Source organism: Streptomyces sp. NPDC057302 (assembly GCF_042667685.1).
Taxonomy (GTDB): Bacteria; Actinomycetota; Actinomycetes; order Streptomycetales; family Streptomycetaceae; genus Streptomyces.
In genome coordinates this window covers 272,912-295,197 of sequence record NZ_JBHUZJ010000002.1, presented here as the reverse complement: position 1 = coordinate 295,197, position 22,286 = coordinate 272,912, and the positions used below count along the sequence as shown (strand labels likewise).

Annotated in this window: 31 protein-coding genes; 17 read left to right on the top strand and 14 right to left on the bottom strand. The window is 69.2% G+C overall.

The features are described from left to right. Positions 1–82: 82 nt before the first annotated feature. The 17 genes from ACFUPX_RS02730 to ACFUPX_RS02650 all read left to right on the top strand — a co-directional run bounded on the left by ACFUPX_RS02730 (position 83) and on the right by ACFUPX_RS02650 (position 8,855). Complete coding sequence (locus tag ACFUPX_RS02730; RefSeq protein WP_383314653.1) at positions 83–955, top strand: hypothetical protein; 873 nt, start codon at positions 83–85, stop codon at positions 953–955. Between the two features lie 93 nt (positions 956–1,048). After that, the gene (locus ACFUPX_RS02725) at positions 1,049–1,312 is read left to right on the top strand and encodes a hypothetical protein (protein WP_383314650.1); all 264 of its coding nucleotides are present in this window, start codon (positions 1,049–1,051) and stop codon (positions 1,310–1,312) included. A gap of 79 nt (positions 1,313–1,391) precedes the next feature. After that, a complete protein-coding gene (locus tag ACFUPX_RS02720) occupies positions 1,392–1,607 on the top strand; it encodes a hypothetical protein (RefSeq protein ID WP_383314646.1) in 216 nt (71 codons plus the stop codon). Between the two features lie 45 nt (positions 1,608–1,652). After that, entirely contained in the window at positions 1,653–1,835 is a 183-nt protein-coding gene (locus ACFUPX_RS02715; RefSeq protein WP_383314643.1) for a hypothetical protein, read from the top strand. Further along, positions 1,835–2,113, top strand: coding sequence for a hypothetical protein (locus ACFUPX_RS02710; RefSeq protein ID WP_383314640.1), 279 nt, complete (start codon positions 1,835–1,837; stop codon positions 2,111–2,113). Before ACFUPX_RS02715 ends, ACFUPX_RS02710 begins: the two co-directional genes overlap by 1 nt. A gap of 30 nt (positions 2,114–2,143) precedes the next feature. After that, positions 2,144–2,416, top strand: coding sequence for a hypothetical protein (locus tag ACFUPX_RS02705; RefSeq protein WP_383314637.1), 273 nt, complete (start codon positions 2,144–2,146; stop codon positions 2,414–2,416). Beyond that, positions 2,409–2,720 (top strand): hypothetical protein, encoded by a 312-nt coding sequence (locus ACFUPX_RS02700; protein WP_383314634.1) that lies wholly within the window; start codon positions 2,409–2,411, stop codon positions 2,718–2,720. The genes ACFUPX_RS02705 and ACFUPX_RS02700 overlap by 8 nt, the downstream gene beginning before the upstream one ends. Further along, positions 2,720–3,103 carry a hypothetical protein gene (locus ACFUPX_RS02695; protein WP_383314631.1) on the top strand — a complete coding sequence of 128 codons (384 nt, stop codon included), beginning with the start codon at positions 2,720–2,722 and terminating at the stop codon, positions 3,101–3,103. The genes ACFUPX_RS02700 and ACFUPX_RS02695 overlap by 1 nt, the downstream gene beginning before the upstream one ends. A 68-nt stretch (positions 3,104–3,171) precedes the next feature. Continuing rightward, a complete protein-coding gene (locus ACFUPX_RS02690; RefSeq protein WP_383314627.1) occupies positions 3,172–3,699 on the top strand; it encodes a hypothetical protein in 528 nt (175 codons plus the stop codon). An 85-nt stretch (positions 3,700–3,784) separates the two neighbouring features. Then, positions 3,785–4,495 carry an ERF family protein gene (locus ACFUPX_RS02685; protein ID WP_383314624.1) on the top strand — a complete coding sequence of 237 codons (711 nt, stop codon included), beginning with the start codon at positions 3,785–3,787 and terminating at the stop codon, positions 4,493–4,495. Next, positions 4,492–4,689 (top strand): hypothetical protein, encoded by a 198-nt coding sequence (locus ACFUPX_RS02680; RefSeq protein WP_383314621.1) that lies wholly within the window; start codon positions 4,492–4,494, stop codon positions 4,687–4,689. The genes ACFUPX_RS02685 and ACFUPX_RS02680 overlap by 4 nt, the downstream gene beginning before the upstream one ends. A gap of 295 nt (positions 4,690–4,984) precedes the next feature. Then, positions 4,985–5,398: a hypothetical protein gene (locus ACFUPX_RS02675; RefSeq protein ID WP_383314618.1), complete on the top strand. Its 414-nt coding sequence runs from the start codon at positions 4,985–4,987 to the stop codon at positions 5,396–5,398. Positions 5,399–5,577: 179 nt separating this feature from the next. Continuing rightward, positions 5,578–5,853, top strand: coding sequence for a hypothetical protein (locus ACFUPX_RS02670; RefSeq protein WP_383314615.1), 276 nt, complete (start codon positions 5,578–5,580; stop codon positions 5,851–5,853). A gap of 262 nt (positions 5,854–6,115) precedes the next feature. Then, positions 6,116–6,760 carry a plasmid partition protein gene (locus ACFUPX_RS02665; RefSeq protein ID WP_383314612.1) on the top strand — a complete coding sequence of 215 codons (645 nt, stop codon included), beginning with the start codon at positions 6,116–6,118 and terminating at the stop codon, positions 6,758–6,760. Next, entirely contained in the window at positions 6,757–7,608 is an 852-nt protein-coding gene (locus ACFUPX_RS02660; protein ID WP_383314609.1) for a hypothetical protein, read from the top strand. Before ACFUPX_RS02665 ends, ACFUPX_RS02660 begins: the two co-directional genes overlap by 4 nt. Before the next feature lie 71 nt (positions 7,609–7,679). Then, positions 7,680–8,201 (top strand): hypothetical protein, encoded by a 522-nt coding sequence (locus ACFUPX_RS02655; RefSeq protein ID WP_383314606.1) that lies wholly within the window; start codon positions 7,680–7,682, stop codon positions 8,199–8,201. A 144-nt stretch (positions 8,202–8,345) separates the two neighbouring features. Next, entirely contained in the window at positions 8,346–8,855 is a 510-nt protein-coding gene (locus ACFUPX_RS02650) for a hypothetical protein (RefSeq protein ID WP_383314603.1), read from the top strand. A 95-nt stretch (positions 8,856–8,950) separates the two neighbouring features. Here ACFUPX_RS02650 and ACFUPX_RS02645 read toward each other — a convergent pair whose 3' ends face one another. The 14 genes from ACFUPX_RS02645 to ACFUPX_RS02580 form a co-directional block, all read right to left on the bottom strand. Next, a complete protein-coding gene (locus ACFUPX_RS02645) occupies positions 8,951–10,138 on the bottom strand; it encodes a protein-L-isoaspartate O-methyltransferase (RefSeq protein WP_383314600.1) in 1,188 nt (395 codons plus the stop codon). Between the two features lie 302 nt (positions 10,139–10,440). Continuing rightward, on the bottom strand, positions 10,441–10,596 hold the full coding sequence (locus ACFUPX_RS02640; RefSeq protein WP_383314598.1) for a hypothetical protein: 156 nt from the start codon (positions 10,594–10,596) through the stop codon (positions 10,441–10,443). A 184-nt stretch (positions 10,597–10,780) separates the two neighbouring features. Continuing rightward, entirely contained in the window at positions 10,781–11,143 is a 363-nt protein-coding gene (locus tag ACFUPX_RS02635) for a hypothetical protein (RefSeq protein ID WP_383314595.1), read from the bottom strand. Then, positions 11,140–11,556, bottom strand: coding sequence for a hypothetical protein (locus ACFUPX_RS02630; RefSeq protein ID WP_383314592.1), 417 nt, complete (start codon positions 11,554–11,556; stop codon positions 11,140–11,142). Before ACFUPX_RS02630 ends, ACFUPX_RS02635 begins: the two co-directional genes overlap by 4 nt. 118 nt (positions 11,557–11,674) lie before the next feature. Further along, complete coding sequence (locus ACFUPX_RS02625; protein WP_383314589.1) at positions 11,675–12,910, bottom strand: helix-turn-helix domain-containing protein; 1,236 nt, start codon at positions 12,908–12,910, stop codon at positions 11,675–11,677. Positions 12,911–13,194: 284 nt separating this feature from the next. Beyond that, positions 13,195–15,147, bottom strand: coding sequence for a hypothetical protein (locus tag ACFUPX_RS02620; protein WP_383314586.1), 1,953 nt, complete (start codon positions 15,145–15,147; stop codon positions 13,195–13,197). Between the two features lie 3 nt (positions 15,148–15,150). Next, positions 15,151–15,822, bottom strand: coding sequence for a hypothetical protein (locus ACFUPX_RS02615; protein WP_383314584.1), 672 nt, complete (start codon positions 15,820–15,822; stop codon positions 15,151–15,153). Between the two features lie 2 nt (positions 15,823–15,824). Next, the gene (locus tag ACFUPX_RS02610) at positions 15,825–16,415 is read right to left on the bottom strand and encodes a hypothetical protein (RefSeq protein ID WP_383314581.1); all 591 of its coding nucleotides are present in this window, start codon (positions 16,413–16,415) and stop codon (positions 15,825–15,827) included. Beyond that, a complete protein-coding gene (locus tag ACFUPX_RS02605; protein ID WP_383314578.1) occupies positions 16,408–17,031 on the bottom strand; it encodes a hypothetical protein in 624 nt (207 codons plus the stop codon). Before ACFUPX_RS02605 ends, ACFUPX_RS02610 begins: the two co-directional genes overlap by 8 nt. Beyond that, positions 17,028–17,585, bottom strand: a complete 558-nt coding sequence (locus tag ACFUPX_RS02600) for a hypothetical protein (protein WP_383314575.1) — start codon at positions 17,583–17,585, stop codon at positions 17,028–17,030. Before ACFUPX_RS02600 ends, ACFUPX_RS02605 begins: the two co-directional genes overlap by 4 nt. A gap of 2 nt (positions 17,586–17,587) precedes the next feature. After that, complete coding sequence (locus tag ACFUPX_RS02595) at positions 17,588–18,301, bottom strand: hypothetical protein (RefSeq protein WP_383314572.1); 714 nt, start codon at positions 18,299–18,301, stop codon at positions 17,588–17,590. A gap of 60 nt (positions 18,302–18,361) precedes the next feature. Then, positions 18,362–19,228, bottom strand: coding sequence for a hypothetical protein (locus ACFUPX_RS02590; protein ID WP_383314569.1), 867 nt, complete (start codon positions 19,226–19,228; stop codon positions 18,362–18,364). Continuing rightward, entirely contained in the window at positions 19,228–20,484 is a 1,257-nt protein-coding gene (locus ACFUPX_RS02585; RefSeq protein ID WP_383314566.1) for a hypothetical protein, read from the bottom strand. Before ACFUPX_RS02585 ends, ACFUPX_RS02590 begins: the two co-directional genes overlap by 1 nt. Next, the gene (locus ACFUPX_RS02580; RefSeq protein ID WP_383314563.1) at positions 20,481–22,283 is read right to left on the bottom strand and encodes a hypothetical protein; all 1,803 of its coding nucleotides are present in this window, start codon (positions 22,281–22,283) and stop codon (positions 20,481–20,483) included. Before ACFUPX_RS02580 ends, ACFUPX_RS02585 begins: the two co-directional genes overlap by 4 nt. Between the last annotated feature and the right edge of the window lie 3 nt (positions 22,284–22,286).

Sequence of the window (22,286 nt, the reverse complement as noted above, 5' to 3'; positions counted from 1 at the left end):
CGCACGGCCGAGCGCGCACAACCCGCACGGTCAAGGCGGCGTTGACGGGGCAGCACTCGCCTCACCCAAGGGAGAAGAGCCCGTGATCACGCCGCTCGATGAGCACATCAATGACCCCGGCGACCCGCACGCAGCCGCCAAGTACGCCAAGCGCACCGAGCTGGCCAATCTGGTGACCACCGAGAAGCTGGAAGCGCTCCTGGCGCAGTTCGCCAAGAAGAGCGACCTGCCCGACGTGTCGGGCCTCGCCAAGAAGACGGACCTGGACGCCTACACGAAGCTGACCGCGCTTGCCGACTACGCGAAGAAGGCCGACCTCCCCGACGTGTCGGGTCTGGCGAAGAAGTCGGAGATCCCCGACGTCTCGGGGCTGGCCAAGCGCACCGAGCTGGACGCGTACGCCAAGGCCGCGAGCCTGGCCGACTACGCGAAGGTGAGCGCGCTGGCCGCCTACGCCAAGAGCGCGGATGTGAGCGCTCAGATCGTCAAGGCGCTCCAGTCACCGCTGGCGCATATCGCGGTCTCCGCGCCGCGTACGGCGCTGGTCGTGGACGAGTGGACGAACCTGGCCCTGACGAAGATCGCCGCGACCGACGGGTTCTCCCTCGTGAGCGCGGACGGCATCAAGGTCGACAAGGCAGGCATCTACCTCTTGGTCGGGGCTCTGCACGTCAACAACATGGACTCCCTGTGCAAGTACTACGGGCAGTGGTCCAAGAACGGCGTCGACCCGCTGGAGGGGCTCTACGGCGGGCAGGCCGCGAGCGCCGGTGAGGGCTACTCGGGGCTTGTCTCGCCGTCGTATCCGGTCCGGCTGGCCGCCGGTGACGTCCTGCGGCTCCAGGCGACGCAGCAGAAGCTGTCCAAGACGGGCCCGGCGCCCAAGGCGGTGCTGTACCAGGCGCAGGCCGCGGTGATCCGCCTGGCGGTCCTGGAGGAAGACCAGGCGGCTTAGCGGGTGAGCGGGCTCACGTCGGGGGGCCCGCTTTCCCTCACCCCGGATTGTAGTATTGAGTCGTAAGCAGGAGCGAGAGAAGCGAGCGAGACGATGAACGACCTGCACCACGCCGTGTTCGACGACTACACCGACTACGAAGAGATCGCCGAGCAGCTCCCCGAGGGCTCCCAGGTGAGCGTGCGCCCCGACTTCGGCTCGGGCCAGCCGGTGTGCGGCACGGTGCTGGGCCACGGCGAGAAGAACGGGCGGGCGCTGATCGACTACAGCTTCCACCGTGAGGGCCAGAGCCGCGAGCGCTGGGCGTACGTGAACCAGATCGACGCCGTCCTGCGGGTGGGACCCCGCGCCGAGTGAGGCGTCCGAGCGGACCCGACACCAGACGGTCTGAACTGTAGTATTAACTCGTACGCAAGAGGGGGCAAAGGAGCAGCGCATGCCGACCACCGAGATCGAGCTCATTCAGGCCGCCGCCGCCACATGCACCAGTTGCGGGGAGATTGCACCGCCGCAATACGACGATGACGACCTGGACTACGAGCTGGGCTGGCACGTGGTGCGCGAGCACTGCACCTGCGACCTGCTGTGCGCCGACTGCTACGACGACGCACGCGAGGACTGCGACGCGTTCATATACGACAACGCCGCCTGACTATCCCCCAACTGTAGTGTCGACACGTAACCGAGAGGCAGGACCATGACCCCCGACCAACTGAGCAAGGGCGACACCGTCTACCACCGCACCGAGCGCTACCTGGGCGACGTCACCGGCCACGCCACCGAACCGCTCACCGGCGAGCGCCTGGTCATGGTTCAGCCCCTGGGCTCCCCCGTCACCCGCCCCGTCGACCCGGCGCTCCTGGCCCACGTGGCCGACTGATGCGCGCCGAAGAGGACGGGGAGTGGTGGCACGTCGTCCTGGAGGACGGCCCGGAGCTGCTGACCTTCTGGCGCGGTTACGCCCCTGTCTCCTGCTGGTTCAACGGCTGGCTGGTCCCCGTGCGCTACCGGGATCGCGTCTTCGACCTGGACCTCTACCGCAGTGCGCGCCGGGAGGTCGTGCCCGACTTCTCGGCCGTCACCGCGGATCGCGCGGCGGCGTGCAGCGTCCCGATCCACCATTACCGCCGACCCGACGCCACCACCCCCGCACTGTAGTATTGAGACACAAGCGAGAAAGAGTGAACGATGCCCCACCAGACCGAAGAACACCCCCACTACGAGATCGCCGTCAGCGTCCACGGCGTCACCGTGGGCTATGCCGGCCACGAGGACGGGTTCACGGTCATGGAGACCCGCACGGCCACCGGCTTCTCCAGCGCGCTGGCCATGGCTCCACGTGTGGCCGCCGCACACGGGCTGGTCATCGACAAGGGCTGGGCCCTGCACACCGGCAGTGACGGAGTCCTCTACATGCTCACCTCCCCCTCGCCCGACCCCTGGAAGAACCGCCATGCCTGAGCTGACCTGGACCAAGCTGCCCCCCTCTCCCTTCGCCCGGCTGATAGCCCACACCCGTCACGGCGACGTCCACCTGTACGAGCAGGCCTGGAACTGGTCGGTGGGCGTGCCCGGTGGCGAGAACGGCCACGGCTTCATGATCGAGGTGTCCTTCCCCGAGAGTGCCCGTGCGCTGGCTGAACTCATCCACGACAGCGAGGAGCCGCCCATCGAGCACGCCGCATTGTCAGAGGCAGAGATCAGACTGTCTCGCGTGGCACGTCAGCAGCGCCACATCCAGCGCGCCACCCGGAAGGCAACCTGATGAACACCGACGACCTGCCCGCCCAGCGCGCGGCCGACTCCCAGCGCCAAGCCGCCGCGCTCGCCCTGCTGGAGCAGCACGCCGCGCAGAACCCGGTGCTCGCCCAGATCCTCGGCGACATCGACACGCTCCACATGGAGCAGCGCCTGACCGCCTCCGGGCTGCGGGCGGAGAGCGCCACGGCGCAGCGGGACGCCATGTTCGATGCCGCCTACGCCGAGACCGAGCGCCGCGTGAGGGCCGCGTGCGGCCCCCGCAGGTGCTCGTGTGGTCATACCGTCTCGCGGCACTCGCTGGAGTTCACCGAGGACGCCCGCATTCCCTGCACCATGTCGGGGTGCCGCTGCGGTGATCTGACGCTTGACCAGCGCTCTCCACGGTGATCCTCCGACAGACCGCCACCTGTAGCATCGGGTACGTAAGCCGTACCCGACTGCGACAGGACATCCTCATGAGCGACCCCGATCCGCCGTGGTTCGAGGCCGAGACACCGATGACGGTGCACGACATCAGCAAACGCCTTCACTGCCCGCTGGCCACCGCCCGCGACTGGGCGCGGCTGCGACTGTTCGGTGATCCCGTCTCCCCCTCCGCCCGGCGCACGGAGCTGTACCGCTACGCACCGCGCAAGGTGTATCTGACCGGGGTCCGCAAGGGGATCCTGGACATCGACGGCAGCCTGATCCAGGCGGTTCGGCGCGGCTCTCATCGGGTGCTCAAGGATGAGGCCAAGTTCGACGTGGACGGCATCGAGCTGAAGAACGCCGCCCAGGTGGCGGAGATGTTCGGCGTGCTGAAGCGCACCGTGGACACCTGGATCGACCGGCGCAAGACGCGCGGACTGCCGCGCGACTTCCCCACCCACGACGTACGCGAGAACGGGCACTCCTACTGGCGTCTGGACACGCTCACTCGGTGGGGCAAGGACACCGGACGGCTGGACGAGGAGGGCAATCCGATCCTCAAGAACAGCACCTGACTGTAGTAAAATAAACGTAGAAAGCGTGCCGCCTCACAGATCCCCATCCGGTAGCGACACGCCTTCTCACAACGAACGGAGCAGCATGACCGCCGAACCGTCCATCACCCAGGGTAAAGCCCCTGCCCGCAAGGCCCGCCCCATACCCGCGTCCGCCCACGAGCAGCCGCTCAGCGTGCACCAGGCGATCAACGCCGTGATGCGCGACATGGACCCCGTGGGCAAGAACGGCTTCAACAACTTCTCCAGCTACAAGTTCCGCAGCATCGACGACGTCATCGACGCCGCCAACGGCGCGTTCGTCCGCCACGGTCTGTTCATCGCACCCGAGGTGATCGACACGCGCTACGAGCTGCGCGGCGGGAAGAACAACACCGCGATCCTCACCATCCGCTACCGCATCTTCGGCCCCGCCGGTGATCATGTGGAAGCGGTCATGGTCGGCGAGGGCTCCGACGTGTCCGACAAGGCCGCGAACAAGGCGATGACCGCCGGGTTCAAATACCTCCTCACCGAGGTGTTCATGATCCCTTTCGCCGCCTCCGTCGACGGCGACAGCGACACCCCCGTGGGCGCCCCCGACCCGCTCTCGGGGTTCCTGGCACGCATGCGTGACCCGCACGTGTGGAATGACGCCAAGGCCCTGTCGCTGGTCGCCCAGGATGCTGAACTGGCAGGGGTCGCCGGTGAGCCCGTCCCGATGAAGGCAGGCGCAGACCCGCTGCCGCTGGGACACCTCATCTCCGCCCGCCGCCAGCAACTGAACGCTCAGCATCAGGAGCAGCAGGCCGCATGAACCACTTCTCCGCCGAGGCCGCCGCCGCCACCCTGGCGGCGGCCGAGGCCGCCCCCGAGGCCCGAGAGTTCGACGTGCGCACCTTCCAGCCGGTCCGTACAGATCATCTGGCCGTGGTCATCAAGGCGCTCGCCGAGCAGCAGCGCACCCTCGATGCCATCCTGGCCCGCCTGCCCGAAGGGGCCGCGGAGTGACCCCTTTCCCATCCAGGGGGCTGGCGATGAGCGCACGTTGCGACTCGCCTGCGTAACGCCAGCCTTCGACGCGGTCTCGTCAACGTGCGTGTACGGATGGGTCGTTCACGGCTCCTGAAGCGGGGGCAGGCTCTACGGTGGATGCACGCTGCGCCGGGAGGCCGCCATGGAACCGCACCCTGAGCCAGAGGCCGTCAGACCGCGCCCGGACTACCCGCCCAAGACGCCGCCCCCGCCCAAGAGCCCCCCGTCTCCTCCCCCGCCCCAGCCCGGCGTGGATCCGGAGTCTTTCCCGTTGCCGCAGCACGGGACGCGCACCGGCCGCACGGTCATGAAGAACCGGCCGGGCGTCGCCTGGACCCTGGAGGCCCAGCCCTGGGCGGGAGCCAAGGCGTACAAGGAGATCAGCACCAAGCTCATCAAGTGGAACCTCCGGGCCCCCGCAGGGCTGGAAGCCCTGGTCCGTCACATGGTGGCCACAGTCGTCGCCGACGGCGGCCGCCACGTGAGCGTGCACCTGGCCGAGCAAAGCCGCCAGCTCCTCATCCTGGCGATGAGCCATCAGGCCAAGGCCGGTGCGATCAGCGAAGACGTCGGGGCCCGGATGCTGGAGCTCGGCGCGGTGAGTTGCAGCACGGAGATGACCGCCGAAGGCCGCCAGGTGTGGGCCATCCTTGACCTCACCGGGCCGCCGGGGCGCACCCAGTAGTCTCGGCCCATGGAGATCGCCGCCGCCCGCGACAGGTGCCTCTGCGGCAACAGCGAGGTCCTCCAAGCGATGGCGTGCAACAACCTGAAGGGCCGCAGCTGATGAATACTCCCGGGCGCCCCCAGGCCCCATCCTTCACCTGCCCGTCCTGCGGCACTCTCTCGCGCCACCCCGAAGACGTGAAGCACGGCTACTGCGGCCGGTGCCATCGCTTCACGCGGGCCGAGGCCAATGCCGCCCGCGCGCTCGGCGGACTCGAGGATGCCCGCCGCCACGCCAACGGGCCCGCGATCGACGCGGGCGTCATCTCCATCCCCGAAGGACTCAACTCGCCGCCCACCGACGGTGACGACAACGGCTCCATGGCTCACCTTCTCGATGCGATGGCCGAGGGGACGCAGGAGGCTCCGGTACCCGAGGTCCGCTTCTACGAGGCAGACGGCCGGCATGGCTGAGTGCCAGTGCCTGTGCGTGGCCTCGCACCTGGGGGAATCTGCGTGCATGGGCAGCGCGGGCGCTGATTACGACGTGACGCTTCAGGTCGAGGGCTCTCTGCTGGCGCAGTGCCAGCCGGGCGTCAGCGACATTCGCGTACCGATGTGCCGCCCCTGCGCCTGGGCGGCCTGTTCGATGCATCCGCGGTTTGTGGCGATGCGTCATATCACGTCCCGCCCATACCCGGACAGTTGATCCGACTACGCCGGTAGGGTGGCGCGCATGCTCATCGCCAGCCTCAAGCCCAGAACGATGGGCGGCACCACCAACAGCGGACTCCTCGCGTACGCCCTTGAACGGGCCGGGCACCGCGTGGCCCTGTACGACGCAGACGAGTCGATGCAACTCTGGGCCTGGGGCCGGGACGTCGAGGGCTTCCCCTCGCCGGTGACGGTCGCCGCTGACGTGGACTTCGCCGAGGAGACCTACCCCGGCATGGACCACGACGCGATCAACCTGGTCGACGTCGGCCACGCGGAGAACCACGCGGACATCGTCGACTCCGTGCTGGAGGTCGCCGATCTGGTGATAGTGACGATGTCGCCCACCGGCACCGACTACGCCCGCCTGACCCGCCCGGAGCGCGGTACGTCCCTGTCGAAGATGATCCGCCGCTCGGCCGCGCTGCGCGAGAGCGGGGAGCCACCGACCACGGTCGTGCTGCTGAACCGCTGCCAGGCGGGGGCCGCGAGCCCCGACAAGTACCGCGACAAACTCCGTGCAGACGGCTGGACGGTCCTGACGTCGCGTATCCCGCGCCGTGAGGCGATCGCCTCCGCCGTGGGCTTCCCGTGCGACAAGCCCGAACGTCGTTTGCCGTTCGACGCGTTGGTCACCGAGCTGGACAAGGCGGGCTACCTCAAGTGACGACCGTGCCCAGCGGGTTCTCCAGCTCCACCGACATCGAGCACCACACCGCCAGCCACCCCGACCGTGCGAAGCCCTTCACGCCCAAGAACGTGCCCGAGCCGCGCGAGCGCCCCGAGGCCGAGGGGCCGCTCAGCGCGAAGGAACGTCAGCTCCTGGGCAAGTGCGAGTACGCCCGCGACCATGGCGCGATGGTCGACTGGGTCCGTGGCAAGGCCCTGGACGCGATCAACAAGGGCCGCCTGTACCGCGAGGGCGGGCGGACGTTCGTGCAGTACGTCGAGGAAGAGTGGGGGATCGGCAAGGACGACGCCTACCGGCTGATCGCTGAGTGGCCGCTCGCCTCCGCGATGTCGCAAATTTGCGACAAGCAGCCGCCCGCCTCACACGTGCGCGCCCTGGCCGATTACGCCAGCACAGCCGGAGTTGAGGCGACCGCCCATGACTACGCCGAGGCTGTGAGCCGCGCCCGCAACGCCGGGCAGAAGATCACCGCCCAGAAGCTCCGCAAGCACCTGGAGCAGAGCGCTGGCGCAGCGCCGGAACTCGCGGGCGTCGACTGGGCCCGCCCCGAGCTGGCCATCGAGCCGCCCCGGGTGCAGCGTGTCCCGGAACCCGAACCCGCGCACGAGCAGCCTCACGCCCGCACCTCGGGCCCCTCCCTGGTCGAACCTCAACAGGACGTCGAGGACGGCGAGATCGTCGAGGACGTTGAGGACGAGGAACGAGCCGATCAGTGGCAGCGACGGATCAACGGCGCGGTGCACGATGCCGCCGTCCGCACCGGTCGCACGCCGGTGGCGATCGCTGCAGATGTGGAGCGGTGGATCGAGCGCATAGGGCGCTGATCTCTGTGGCGTCCCGTCTGGACCATTAGGCATACTGGGGCGGTATAGAAATACCGATCAAGGGGTGGGGCATGACGACAAGCCACGAGCCCATACGCTCCATCGCCGAAGCCGCCTCCGCCAAGTTCGAGGGCCGCAACATGTCGGTGCGGCCCGGCGGCGCGGTCCACGCGGTGACCTACCGCTGGTGGTACGGGGAGAAGCTGCCCGTACCGGCCTGCCACGTCGGGACGTTCAGCGACACCAAGGACGCCCGCTCCACGTGGTCGCCCGTCGACTGCGGCCGAGCTGGTTGCCGGGAGCTGCGCGGGCGCACCGGCCGCCAGGCCCAGACCGCTCTGGCCCTGGAGCGGGCGCGGATCCGGCTGAAGTTCACCGACGGCACCACCCGCGAGGTCTCCGCGCTGGCCGCGCTGGACAACCCCGCCTACTGCCAGGTGCTGTACCGCATCGCCGACGCGCGTCTCAGGGACCTGCTGGCCGAGTACGAGGATGCGCACTCCCTTGCGGTGTACGCCGAGCAGATAGCAGCCCAACGGGCGCGCGCGCTGGATGAGGCGCAGGAACGCGGGTTCCTCTTCGACGTGGCCTGAGGCGCTGCACGGCGCAAGGGTCGTTGGTCCCTGGTGGCGGGTCTTTCGTCGCGGTTCCAGGCCCGCGGACTCTCCTATCGTGGTTGAGGTAGCAGCCATCCCACCGCAGGGAGCTCCACTCCCCCCACTCGCGAAGGAACTCCCGTGAAGAAGCACGCCCGCCCGATAGCCGCGCTTTCCCTGGCCGGTCTGGCCCTGGCCGCTGTGACCGCCTGCGGTAGCGCCGAAGCCGACGAGACGCCGTCCAAGGCGACCAAGAGCGCCTCCTCGGAGCCGACGAAGAACGCGGACGGGCTGCTAGAGGGCAAGGAACCGGCCGTGCCGGGCAAGTCCTACGCGCCGGGCGATGCCAAGCTGACCAAGGTCGGCCGCGAGGACGACGACGTGTGGGGCAAGAACGCCTACGTGGTCCACTACGCGATCACCAACCACGGCGAGGGCCCCGGCGACTACCAGGTGTCGGTGGAGTTCCTGGACAAGGACGGCGACGTGCTGGGGTCCACGGGTGTGGGCACGGAGAAGCTCGGTGAGGGCAAGACGTCCAAGGGCGGAACGGTGCCGCTGAAGGAAGAGCTGACCAACGGGAAGCTGTCCGACATCAAGGACGCGCGGATCACCGAGGTGACGCGCATGGAGAGCGGACGCAACCAGTAGCGTGGCGCGGCGGCGGGCTGAGGCAGCCGCCCGCCGGTAGAACGTAGGAAACCCCCCGGAGCTGAAGGCCGGGGGGTTTCGTCGTGCGCCGGTGGCTACCGCAGGGGCTTGGCGGGGGGCGTCGTGAGGAAGCCCCGTTTGGGGCGCTCCGTGCTCTGCACGGTGTTGGCCGGTGTGTCGAGCCAGAGCCAGGTGGCGTCGTCGTCGACGGTCAGTCCGTAGCGGGTGAAGTGCGCGCTGCCCGCTGTACGCCAGGTGGCGTGTGCGTCCACGACTTCCGCCCACAGGTTGCGTTCGCCGTAGACCGCGACCGCGTCACGGGCGTACCAGGCGCCGTAGTTGACGATGGCCACCGATGTGCCCGCCGCGTCCCACAGCTGTACCTGCCGGTCTTCCCCCTCTCCTCGGTGGGCGAAGGAGATGTCCGGGACGTGCAGCCCGATGGCGAAGTCGACCTGCCAGTCCCAGCCGAAGATCTGATCTGGGTGGATCAAGGACGCCTCGTGGTGCGCGTCCTGCGCCGGATGCAGATCGCTGTTCGGCCGGTGCTGGCGCGCCCACATGTACCAGGCAGCGCCGATGAACCGCCCCGAGGCCACCGTGTTGTTGACCCGCATCTTCAGCAGCCCGCCACGGGCGTAGCTGGTGTTGTACGGGGTGAGGATGACCGCCTCGTCGGCCGCCTGATGGCGCCACGCGGTCGGGATCTCCCGCACGGCACAGGTGGCGATGACGGACTCGGGGGGTGCCGAGGTCTTCCAGCCTTCGAGGCCGTCGCCCTGCACGAGCGTCGGCGAATACCCGGCGGCCCGGAGGTTTTCGGCCCCCCACGCGGCAAGGTCTGGGTCGTACTCGATGCTGGTGACGTTGTCGGAGCCGGTGCGCTCGCAGAGCAGGGCGGTGTCGTAGCCGGATGCGGTGCCGATGTGCAGCACCCGCTGGCCTTGCTCCAGGCCGAGCGCGTTGAGTTTGCGGAAGACGATGTCCGGGGCGGAGATCGAGGACGAGTAGTCGCCCTTGGCGGGCCCGTCCATTGGGGTGCGTCCGTCGTCCATCTGCACGACGAGCGAGTGGTGGTTGTCCCACACGGCCCTGCGCCAGGCGTCCTCGTCCTGGTCGCGGTCGATGACCTGGTGCAGCCCGTCTGCGTCGGTGGTCTGGGACCAGAAGCGGGCGGGGGCGAAGGCTTCGCGGTCGACCGCATGGAAGGCAGGCCGAAGCCATGGGGAGGCGAAACTCCCCATGGCTTCGAGCTCTTGTGCGGCGATGTTGCGCCAGTCCACGAGTGCCCCGCTCTACTTCGGGCGCTCGCCGTCGGGGGACGGCGGCTCGGGCGGCGGCGTCCACGGCTTGTCGTCGGGCTCTCCGCCGTGCTTGCCGGACATGCTCACGATGTGGTTGATCACGTCTGATTCTCCTTACGGGTCGGGGACTTGCTGTTGCGCGGCGGGAGGGGGCCGGGGTGCGGATCAGGCCCTGGTGTGGGGGGAGTACTCATGGTGCTCCTTTCGGCGATCGGGTGGGGCCCGCGCCGGGCCGCCCGCAGGGGAGACTCGGGGTGGGATCACAGGCCCGGCACGGGAGTTCAGGGGTTGTTCACCACGGCGAAGAGAGCCGCGGCGAACGCGACGACCACCAGCGCGACGAGAGTGGTGGTGATGACCGCCTCGACGACGGTGGAGCGGCGGGGACGGCGCACGCGCCAGCGGTCCCAGCGCGTGTGCGGCAACGGGCCTCTCATGCCGGGGCGCTGCGGTCAGGACAGGAGCACATGGGGTGGCCCGTGGAGTCGCAGTGCGCGCACGGTCTCAGGTGCAGGCGCGTGTCGTAGGCCACGGTCTTGGCCTCGGCGGTGCACCACATGGAGCGCATGCGCGCTTGGGGGACGCCGGGCAGGCGGATCGCAGGGACGTCACGCTCGGGCATCACGCGCTCGCCTCCCGACCGGCCAGAGTCGTTTCGCGGATGCGGTAGAACCCGGCGAACTGACGCACGCAGCGGGCCAGGGCCTGGCAGTGCTCATACGCATCGACGTGGCTGAAGGTGTCGGTGTGCAGGCTGGCGGTGAGCAGCTGGCCGGCAGTCTCGTAGTGCGGCAGGTGGGCGCCCTCGCTCGGGCCCAGCTCGGTGTCGATGAGCAGCATCAGGTAGCCGCCCAGGCTGGCGCTGTAGCGGTCGATGTCGCGGCGCGGCGGCAGGTCGAGGCGGATGGTGTGGCGGGGGATCGCCCATTCCAGGGCGGCGTCCAGGGTGGCGAAGTCGATGGGGGGCCGGGTGCTGGTGCTCACAGTTCGCCTCCCTCGGCTTCGAGGGTGGCGAGGTGGTCGAGGGCGTCGCGTAACTGGGTGGGGTCGATGAAGAGGCGGGCGGCTTTCGGGGGCCGGTACCAGTGGTGGTTGACGCCTTCGGTGGCTTCCAGGGGTGGGATGACGACGTGGGAGCCTTCGCCGAGCGCTGTGGTGCCGGGCATGTTCCAGCCGTGGGATCCCGTGACGGGGATCAGGACGTACATGCGGGGTTCGGGGCCGCGGGGGTCCAGGAATGCGGGGCTGGAGCGGTGGCCGCGTTCGGCGAGGAGGTGCAGGGCCTGGACGCCGGTTTCCTGGGGGACGCGGATGACGTCGAACCAGACTCCCGCGCGCACGAGGTCGGGGGAGAACTGGGGCAGCCAGGTGGCGCGCACAGGCAGGGGGCGGGACATAGAAATGGTCTCCTCACACGCTCCGGCGGGGGCAGTGAGGAGACCATTCCAGTCAGGTGGGGACAGTGCGGGGACAGGTTGTCCACAGGCAGTTCTGACGCGCCCCCTTGACAATCTGTTAAGGGTTCATTACGCCCTGCCACTGCGCGAAGTGGGTGAGCTCCTCCGACGGTGACCGGTCCTGGCGCACGAGCGCGGCAGTGGTCTCTCGCGCACTGGGGTGGAAACGCGTGTGGTTGGGGGCGATGAGGCGGGCCTGCTTCAGGTCGCCGAACGCGCCGCGCACATCGCCCTCGGCCAAGCGGGCGTGCGCGGTGTCGATGTGGTGGTGCGAGGCCCGCTCCCCCACCGTCGAAGACGGCGGCGTCCACACACGGCCGTCGGTGCCCCACTCCCGCAGGCGGGCCACGGCCTGCTCGGTGTCGCAGGCATCGATCAGCGCATGCACCCGGTGGATCTTGATGTTGGTGGGACCGAAGCTCATCTCGTAGGCGTCGGAGTCGACGTCGCCCGCCCAGGCAGAGATCGACTCGGCCTCTTCCAGATAGCCCTCTGCCGCATCCCGGTTTCCGGAACGGGCCTCCACGACGGCGAGCTTCAGCGCGATCGCCCCGTCCAGGGCAAGCGCTTCAGCGCTGTAGGCGCGCTCGGGCATCAGGCGCTCCAGCTCGGGGCGCAGGCCGTCCAGGAGCTTGCGCGCGGGCTGGTAGGCGCCGGTGCGCAGCATCGCCCCGGCCACCAGGTAGGAGGCGGTGACCTGCATCAACGGGTCACCGGAGCGGTCGGCCGCCCACCGCACGCGCTCCAAAGCGGTGTTGGACAGGTCGTGGTGACCCATCTTGTGCGCGAGGCTGTTGACCGCCCGGTAGGAGCGGGCCAGGTGCCCGTACGCGGTCCGGGTGGTGTCCTCGTTGTGCCCGGCCAACGCGATGTGGGTGAGTTCGGAGACGACCGGCACCAGCAGCGGCCCCATGGGCGCGTACTTCGCATCGCGGCGCAGCGCCGCGATCTGGTCGACCTCCGAGCCCAGCACGGCCAGCGAGCGTGGCCCTGTCACCAGATCGTCCGGGGAGTCGTAGCAGAGCAGGAGACGGCGCAGCTCGGGAACGACCGCCTGAATGCGGTCCTCGGCTTCCGGACTGCCGTAATAGGGCTGGCCGGTCAGAACCTCGGGCCCGATGTGCAGGGCGCGGGCCAGGTCGAGGAGGAGCCGCGCGGACGCCTTGCGGGACCCGGCCTCGATCTTCTTCAGGTAGGAGTCGGAGATGTTGACGCGCTGAGCGAGCTGCGCGGCCGACAGCCCGCGCATCTTGCGGGCGGTCTTGAGGCGCTTGGCTACTGACTGCTGTTCCATCACCGGCGGTTTCCCCCTCGTGGTACGGGCATGCCGTCGAGCGTACGGCGTGAACTGGTCACGGCGGGAGGGGGATTGTGTGAACGCTAGCGGTGTGCGGTCGCCGTTTCCGTCCGGAGGCCGGCGGATCTCGTACTGGAATCCCGCCCGTCATCGGATCGTGGAATGCGCCTGCCGGTGCGCCCCCGCCGCACGTCAGAATGGCTCGCGAAGCGGCGCAGCAGGGGACGTGCACACCCCTTACCCAACGCTCTCAGGCGCCGGGCTGCGCCGCTTCACTTCAGCTACTCGGGACCGTTGTCGCGGACGTTGGTCATATCGTCGGCGGCGATCGCCTCACCGGTGATCTGGGGATCGCGCCACCGGTTGCCCTCGATGACGACGGCCGGGGCGTGCGTGGTCGCGAACACGTTGGTGCCCTGGTGGCGGGCGGAGTGGTTCTCGCGCATCACCACGTTCACGTGGGGCTGCACGGAGCCCGGGTACGGCGTCGGCGTCCCGGCGGCGTTGTAGTAGTTCAGGGTCTGGTCGATGGAGACCGCGGCGTACAGGCAGTCGGGGCCGCCGGTGTCCTGGAGGGTGTTGTTGTCGATGACCAGGTCCACGCACGGCCAGTTCGTCTCGCGCAGCGTGTGCACGAGGATCGGGGCCTTGGCGCCTTCGTCGATGCGCCCGTACTTGGGGTGGTCGTGGCGGGAAATGATCGTGTTGCCCGTGATGGTGGCGCCCTGCCAGGCGAACAGGCGGATGCCGGTGCCCAGGTAGTCGGTGATGGTGTTGCCGGTGACGGTGATGTCCTTGAACGGGGGAACGTCCTGCTCCCCCGCCTTCTTGGCGCCGCCGTGTGAGCCGACCGCGACCGCCGGGGGGCCTTGCGTCGCCGAGGGGCCGAACCAGCAGTCCAGGACCTTGAGCCCTTCGGTCGTGGTCTGGTCGAAGGCGCCCGTGCCGCCGCCGCCCGCGTGCGCGTGGTCGAGCTGGATGACCTCGATGTAGGGCCAGCCGTGCGAGCCCCAACAGGTGCCCGCCCACTCCCCCTCGGTCTTCTCCTTGGGGACGATCCAGCCCTCGAACCGCACACGCTGCACGGTCAGGTTGCGATTGCCGGTCGAGTCGAGGACGTGGTTGGCGTTCTGATCGAGCACCGTGAGGTCGCGGATGGTGCCGTTGTCGGTGTGCGAGAGGACGAACGTCACCGACTCGATGCCCATCGAGCGCGCCCACTGCCCGTTGGCGTCGATCGTGCCGCCCTGGATGGTCCAGCCCTGCGGCCCCTGGAACCCCTCGGTCGTGGTGTCCGTCGACGGCAGGGAGCCGATCATCGGGCCCGACCCGAAGCGGCGCAGCACCGCGTTGGGGGCCAGGTCGATCAAGACGTTGTCGGCGACGCGCACCATGGGGCCGCCCGGGTTCTGCGGCGACCACCGCATCAGGAACACCCCCTCCGGGACGCGGACTCGGCCGCCGCCGCGTGCGGCGATGGAGTCGATGGCGTCCTGGATGGCCTTGCTGTTGTTCTCCGCCGTCTCCGGGGTCCCGCTCGCATCGGCGACGGCCCCGAAGTCGACGATGGACACGTCCGGCTCGGGCTCGGGCAGATCCTCGGCGGCCTCGGTGAAGTTGACCATCGAGTTGGGGAAGGGGCAGAACGTCATCCCCGTGGGCCGCCACTGCATGCTGTTCACGAGCTGGGGGTCACCGGAGTACACGCGGTACATGTGCCGCGTGTGGATCACCCGGGTCTGGCGGGGTTCGATCCACGTGGACGCGTCGATCGAGAAGCTCTCCTTGGCCGTGTACTCCCGCGCGGCCGTCGTGCTCACACACTCATTGACCGGGCCCCAGCCGGGCTCCGGGTCCGAGTCGAACCAGACCTTTGCGTTGCTGCCGCCGTGGCCCTTCTCGGGCATGCGCACGTAGGTGCGGAACATCATGATGATGTGCGCCCACATACGCACACCGGTCCGATTGGTAATCGACAAGTCGTCATAGGCGGCCACCATCAACTGCCCCTGCGAGAGCGTGCCGGTGGTGGGCGAGGTCTGGTAGCCGTCGCGCCAGATGATGTACGACTCCTGCGGATGCACCCACAGACCCTGCTGCGTATCGAGCATCAGGCCGTTGTCGTCCGCGATGTCCGAGGGGTAGGGCCAGTCCAGGGGGCGTGGGGTGCGGATCTGGAGATCGCCCCGGCTGTCGACCCCGAACGCGGGGCCGGTGCAGATCGTGTTGACCATGGTTCAGTTCCCTGTCTCGGGCGAGCCCTGCCCGGTGGGCTTGGGCTGGGCCAGGAAGCCCAGCGCGCGCACCGTGCAGATCAGATCGATGTAGGAGCCCGCCCCGGCGGGCCAGTCGTAGCCCACCTGTACCCACGCACCCACGGCCCGGTAAAGGCTCCCCGTCCCCCCAGGCGGCACCACGAGCTGGAAGGGGATGGTCATCGCCCAGTACAACTGCCCGTTGAAGCTGACGCGGTCGCCGGTGACCCGGTCCCATTTCGAGCCCTCGGCGGGCGGCGGCACCTCCCGCGCCCACGCCAGCGTTTCCACCCAGCCGTTGTTGGCCAATCCGCGGTGGACGCCCTTCATCAGGCAGGTGCCGTTGACGACCAGCTCGGCGCCGGGGTCCTCGTTCTTCACGTCCCACCGGTAGGTCCCCGACAGCCAGTACCGGTTCGAGCCCGACACACGCGGCCCGGAGATCATGAGGCGTTCGTCATCGGGTGCACGCTGGACGGGTCGCATCGCGCGGAGCTGGTAGTCGTGGCTCCACATGCCGCCGCCGTCGTCCAGGCGCAGCCCGTTGGCGACGTTCTGGGGACTCTTCAGCGGCCAGCGGGCGTTGACCGGTCCCTTGACGTCCAGCACGCCGTCTTTGACGGCCAGGCCCTTGCCGTAGCAGTTCAACGCCATCTTCAGTGGCCTCCCTCGATCGCGAACCCGGCCGCACGTACGGTCCAGCCGGTCATCTCCAGTGGCACGCCGGTGTGGTTGGCGACCTCCAGCGCGGCGGAGGCGCTGACGCTCTCGCCCGGCCCGCAGGCCATGGGCTCCAGCGCGATGCTCTGCCACACGGCGTCGACCGGCCCCTCCAGCGCGGCCAGCGTGTGCGTCGCCCCCGCCATCAGGGGCCCCGACGAGTCACTGAAGGTCACATCCCAGTGGCCGGCCGCCACGACGTCCGGGGCTGGCGTCGCGTGGATGGCCAGCGACCACGACAGCGACACGACCGCCGTGCGAGTTCCGGGATTGGTCCACGCGAAGCTGAGCGCCTGGGCCTGGTGCTTCTGGCCGTCCGCGATCTTCACGGCGACGGGCGCGTCCCACCGCTGGCGCAGGGGGTGCAGCAGCGGCGCCTGGTAGACGTACAGGCCGTCATCGTCCCAGCGCAGCCCGTTCGCGGAGAACTTCGTCGGGTAGGGCCACTCGCGCACCGTGGCGCGCACGTGCAGGTCGCCCTCGTCGTCGGTGGTGAACTCACGGCCGATCGATACCGGGTCAGCCATCGTTGTCCCCCCTGAGCGTGGTGCCGGTGAACACCAGACGGCGTGCCGTTTGCTGCACCGTCACCGCCTTCTTGGTCGCGTTGTGCAGCCACAGACGGCCCGTGACGTCCTTGCGCGCGAAGCCCTCCACGCGCAGCGGGAAGGACACCGCAGCGCTGAAGGTCACATCCCCCGGGTCGATTGAGCCGACCGCGATCAGCGGCCCGTCTTCGGGTACCGACCCCGCGCCCACAGCTCCACGCAGGCGCACGAGCCCGGTGTTGCTGCTCGATGTCATGAGCACCTGGACCGCGAACAGGCCCTCGGCCACCAGCGGGGCGCCGCCCTCGTTGACGGCCTGGACCGCCAGCGAGGCCAACGTCACCGTCGCCCCTGCCTCCACCACCTGCGTCAGGGCAGTGTTCTCCCCTGCACCCCACTCCACTTCGGGCGGCGGGTCCGACCACAGCCCACGGTTGGGATCCAGGTAGATCCCGCGTCGCAGCGGCGGGCGGACGGGGGCCTGCCCGTCCACCCGCAGGCGCAGCTCGTTGTCCGGACCGGTGCCCATCGACGGCTGCAAGCAGTCGTTTCGCGCGGGCAGCGCCTGCACCTGCGGCAGCACGGGCGCGCTCATGCCGCGTCGTCCAGGCGCAGCACGGTGACGAAACCGTTGGAGAGGTTGTCCGGGCGGCTCTCGGCAACGTTCTCCTTCTTGAAGAGCACCTGGATGGTGTCCCCTGCGGCCAGGAGGAACGGAGCGATGTACGTAACGTTGAACTGGCCCCCGTCGGTGGCCGACACCCACCCGTAGGTGTTCTGGCCTCCGACCTTCATGCTCATCTCGATCTTCGGCATCTTGGTCATCGCCGTCACCGCGGATCCCTTGACCTGAGCTGAGGTGTTGACCTGGTACAGCCCTGCCTTCGTCACGGTGATGAGAGAGCCCGCCACGGTGAAATCGGCGCTCATCTTGACCACGTCCAGCTCCGCTGGAGCAGCGGTGCCCGTGGGGATGTCCATCTTCTTCATCTGCGCCGAGGCGTAGACGAGCTTCCCGGTGCCGCCGCCGAACTGCTGGTGAATGACCGCCTCCAAGCGGTCAGCCAGCTTCTTGTAGTACGGCGGCCAGTCGTCGCCCTTGTCCTCGGCGGTGAGGTACGGGATCTGGAACTCGGGGGTGACCTGCATGCCTAGCGGCTCCATTCGTCGACCATTTGAGCAAGGGTCTTGCCCGTGTGAGCGGCAGCGATCTGCCCGAGGGCCCTTCCGCTCTCACCCGTGACGATCTGCGCCAGCGTGGGGATGGCATGCCCGGATGCGGCGGGTCCGCGTACGCCGCTGAACTGCATATGGCGGTAGATGAGCTGAGCTTCCGCCGGTGAGCCGTTGGCCAGGGACGCATTGGCGTAGAGCGTCAACGTCTCCCCCGGAGCGAGGACTTCGCACACCGGCCAGACGCCGGTGCCGCCCCACTGCTGGGAGGCGGGCAGCTTCCCGTGACGGAACCCGAACGCCACCTCGGGCGTGGAGTCCTCGTAGCGGGAGGGCTCCATGTGCAGAGACAACAGACCCCTGTTGCTGGCCGTGCTCTGGGTCTCCCACTGCATGAGCCAGTGCCCTGCCACCATGTATGGCCGGTCGCTGTAGGGGTTGGTGAACGTCACCGCGGGCTCGGGCAACCGGTGGGAACTCCACGCGGCCACGCGCACGATGGCCGTCGACGGCCCTGCTTGTGCGACCACGTCCACGACCTCCGGAGCCGTTGCCACCCGCATCCCGGCCGCGTCGATGTAGAGCCCGGAGTCCGGCCCCACGCTCGCCGGCCGTTCGGCTTGCGTGGGCCCGAGCAGGACGAGCTGCTTGCCGTCGAGGTCGAATTCCTCGCCGATGCACCCGATAGCCATCGGTTCAGTTCGCCTGACGGAGGCGGTTGGTATTCGTAATGGGGCTCATGCCCTCTCCTCTTACTGGGGGACTTGTTCGGGGGTTCCGGTGTCCCAGGTGACGCCGTCGAGGTCGAACCACCGGGGGAACTTGCGGGCGTCGTCGGCGATTGCGGGGTCTTGGGCGAATTCGCCGGACGTCTCGCCGTAGAAGCTGTGGTCGTGTCCGCCTGCCGGGTTGACCTGGTGGGCGTGGCTGGCGTTGTTGCTGTCGGTGGTCTTGTCGCCGTATCTGTGCTGGTGGTTGGTGTCTTGCGCTGCGGTCTTTCCGTGCCCGTGGCTGGCGATAGAGCTGGTGCGTCCTGAGATCTGGACGCGGACTTTGTGGGGGTCGATGGTGACGCCGGGCCGTGCGCGAACGTAGATGGAGCCGCCGTATCCGATTTCGCAGCGCCCGAGGGGGTCGAAGCCTTCCCATTCGCAGCCGACCGCGAAGGTGATCTGGGGGCGTTCGGGGAGTCCGGAGGAGGGGTCGGGGCGTACGGGCAGGTAGGCGTTGGGGAGTTGCCCGATGAGGATGCCGTCCATCGAGTTGCGGTTGACGAAGATCCGGCCGGTGAGGTGGCAGCGCGTGCCGATGCGGGTCACGGTGAGCCCGCCGGTCGCGCCGGTGAGGCCGATGGCCGCTGAGACGGGGGTGGTGGCTTCCTTGAGGGCTGCGACCTCTTCCGGGGTCACGAGCGGGGGGAAGATCTGCCAGCGTTTGCCGTCGCTGGTCTCGATGTTGAGGACGCCTTCGCGCTCCGGGTCGGGGGCGATGATGAAGCCGCCCCCGGACGGTGCGCCTTCGGGGTCTTCGAGGTCGTCCAGGCGGGCATCGAGCCGTCCCAGGCGCTCGGGCAGGGCGGAGCGGTCGGGGGTGCCGGACAGGGAGCGGGTGCGAGCCATCAGTGCGCCTCCTGCTCTGTGGTGTCGTCGACGGGGTCCTCCACGCGGATGGAGACGGGTTCGGCGGAGAGCTGCACGTTCTCGCCGGTGGCGTCGAAGACGACGTGGACGTCGGTGATGCGCATCGGGGTGTTGACGGGGCGCAGCCAGGTGTCGTCCAGGGCGATGGTCATGCGCGAGCCGGGGATGAGTTCCTCGATCGCCACGGGGGTAGCCGGGGAGAGGTGCGCGGAGGACATGCGCATGAACTCGGGCACCTTGGCGCGCTGGTAGCCGCGCTGGGCGGTGGCCGCCAGCTCGGGTGCAAGGCGCGTGCCCGAGAGAGCGTGGAGCTGCCAGACCAGGCCGCGCCAGCCTTCCTCGATCTTCCCGATGGTGGCGACGTTGGCCTTGTTGGACTCATCGGAAGGGGTCACCTGGTTCTGCGGGTACGGCACGCTCCACTGCTCGCCCCAGGTGTTCTTGGAGACGTCGGCGGCAACGCCCTGCATGCCCTGAGCCTTGGCGGTGACCATCGTGGCCGCCGCGTACCCGTCCGACTCGATCGTGGGCCCCTCGCCGGTGAAGTCGCGCTCGGAGAAGCGCAGCACGCGGCCGGCCAGTGAGCCTCCGCCTTCGGGGCCGACCAGGATGGTGCGGTTCACGCAGCAGATGTCGATGTGGTCGCGCGCCAGCGCCTCCACTCCGGTCCACGCGGTCTCGGTCCAGGCTTGACCGCGGCGGGTGGCGAGGATCCCTGCGGGGGCGGTGCGTACGTAGGCCAGCACGTTGGGGTCGGACTGTTCCAGGGCGGAGGAGATGAGCCAGAACGCCAGCTCGGTGGCATCGAGGGCGGCGGCGCCGGTGAAGCGGAAATCGGTGGGCACGGGCAGGACCTTGAGCCAGGCCAGGAAGTCTTCGCCGTAGACCTCGAAGGTGTCGCGGGTCTCGGTGTAGCGGATGAAGGGGCCGCACCACACGGGCTGTTCGTCCTGGTCGCGGAAGACGGCCAGCTCGTAGGCCCACTCGGGGCGGTCCACCATGGCGTCGTCCAGCGCGCGGGCCAGGGCGCCGCAGACGGGCTTGGCCAGGGTGATGCGGCACAGCGAAGGCGCGTCCAGCGTGCGGGTCCACTCCACCTTGATCGGGTGGGTGATGACGCCGACGACGCCGCCGACGGCGGGGCCGCCTCGGTAGTACAGGACGATCGTGTACTCCTCGGCGCAGCGGATCCTGCGGGCGCGGGGGTGGATGCCCTCGGAGGGGTCGATGCTCACGACGCCTCCAGGCGGGGGGAGGCGAGCACGGTGAGGGTGGCGGTGATGGCCATGGGGTCGGTGACCGCGCCGCGTTCGGCGAGCGCGACGATGCACCAGGCGTCCGCCCCGGAGAACGTGGGCAGCTCCCTGAGGGGCCTGCCGCCTTCGTTGTAGACGGGCACGTCATCGACGGTGGAGCCGTCCGCGCAGCGCTTGGACATGGTGCCGGTGCGGCCGTCCATCGTCAGGGTGGTGCCTGCGCCGAGGTAGGGGACGCCGAACGTGGCGATCTTGTCGCAGTCGTCGAGCTTGTCGACCTCGCACGTGCCGCCGGGCGCCGAGCGGTAGATGGAGATCGACAGCTTGCGCAGCGGCTTGGCGCCGGTGGTGATGACGATCGTCGGCGTGAGGCGGGCACGCTCGGGCACGGCGCCGGTGTGCACGCGCAAGGAGGCGGAGGCCGGGGACATGGTGGCGATACACGCGGAGGGGTCCACGGGGATCGGCAGCGTCACCGGGGGCCGCGGGTGGGGCTGGTAGGGATCGGGGTCGCACTGGGCGCCCGGCGGCGGGGAGGGGGCCAGCGCCACCAGCGTCGCCTGTCCGACCGTGAGCATGGCGGGCGGGGCGGCGGTGAAGCCCACGGAGGGGTACACGAACGCGGCGAGCTTCGGGGCGGTCGCGGTGAACGGCACCACACCGGCCTGCCCCTTGACTTCGGAGAGGACCGTGCCGCTGGAGTCGAGCCAGGTGAGCACCGCGACGGCCTGGGACGCGGGGGTGACCATCTCGGAGGAGAAGGTCACGTCGTGCCCGCTGAGGACGGGCCATCCGGCGAGCGTGGGATGGCGGTAGATGACCCGCGATGTGGCGCCGAGCCCGTTGGCGGTGACGCGCCCCTCCTTGACGGCCAGGGTGCCGGGGCCGGTGATGGCCCAGCCCAGCGTGTTGGTGCCCGTGCCCGTCGTCTGGTCCGGCTGCAAGATGTTGGAGCGCACCCGGTTGCACGCCTCGGGGCCGGTGCACAGGCCCGAGGTCGAGGGCACCCACTGCACGCATTCGTCGGTGACGGTCTTGGTGCAGTCGATCGGGTTGCCGGGTACTCCGGGCTGGTGCGCGGTCCAGCCCTGGCAGGGCCACAGCGTCTCGGTGATGAAGCCCAGTTGAGTGGCCAGGGTGATGGGCGGCCCGTACAGCCAGGGCCGCCCGGCGGCGAGGGTGAACGTCAGCTCGGCGATCCGCGCGCCGCTGGCGGTGCATCCGACCCCGGCGGCCCGGATGACGGGGTCGGTCTCGAAGGACAGCAGCCCGACGTCGTACAGGGTCCGCCAGGCGCTCTCATCGCTGGCGCAGTAGGCCAGCAGGTGTGCGGCAGTGCCGCCGCAGGCCCCGGTGCCGAACGTGGTGTCCTGGTCGGCGTTCTCCAGCGCGAAGGCCAGCCACGACAGACCGAACGACATGCCTGCCTCGGAGGTGGCCAGCGCGGTGGCGCGTACGCCGATCTCCCGGTGCGCCGCCCGGAGCCTGCCCAGGGAGGCCCCGGCGTGCGCCAGCTCGGTCAGGGTGCGGCTGCGGGTGGGTGAGGTGAGCCCGGTGAACTCCAGCCCGTACAGGCCCAGGAACTCGCGGGAGGCGGGCACCGCTTCGTCCCACCACGGGGCGGTGGGCAGCTCCCGTGCACGCCAGCCGGGTTCGGGGGTGGGGCAGGGAGGACAGACCAGGACGTTCCCCATCCCGGCCTGCTGGGCGAGCTGGTAGGTGAGCTGGTTGTCGATGATGGCCGTCGTGCCCAGGTCCAAGTAGCCGTTGTACGCCATGTG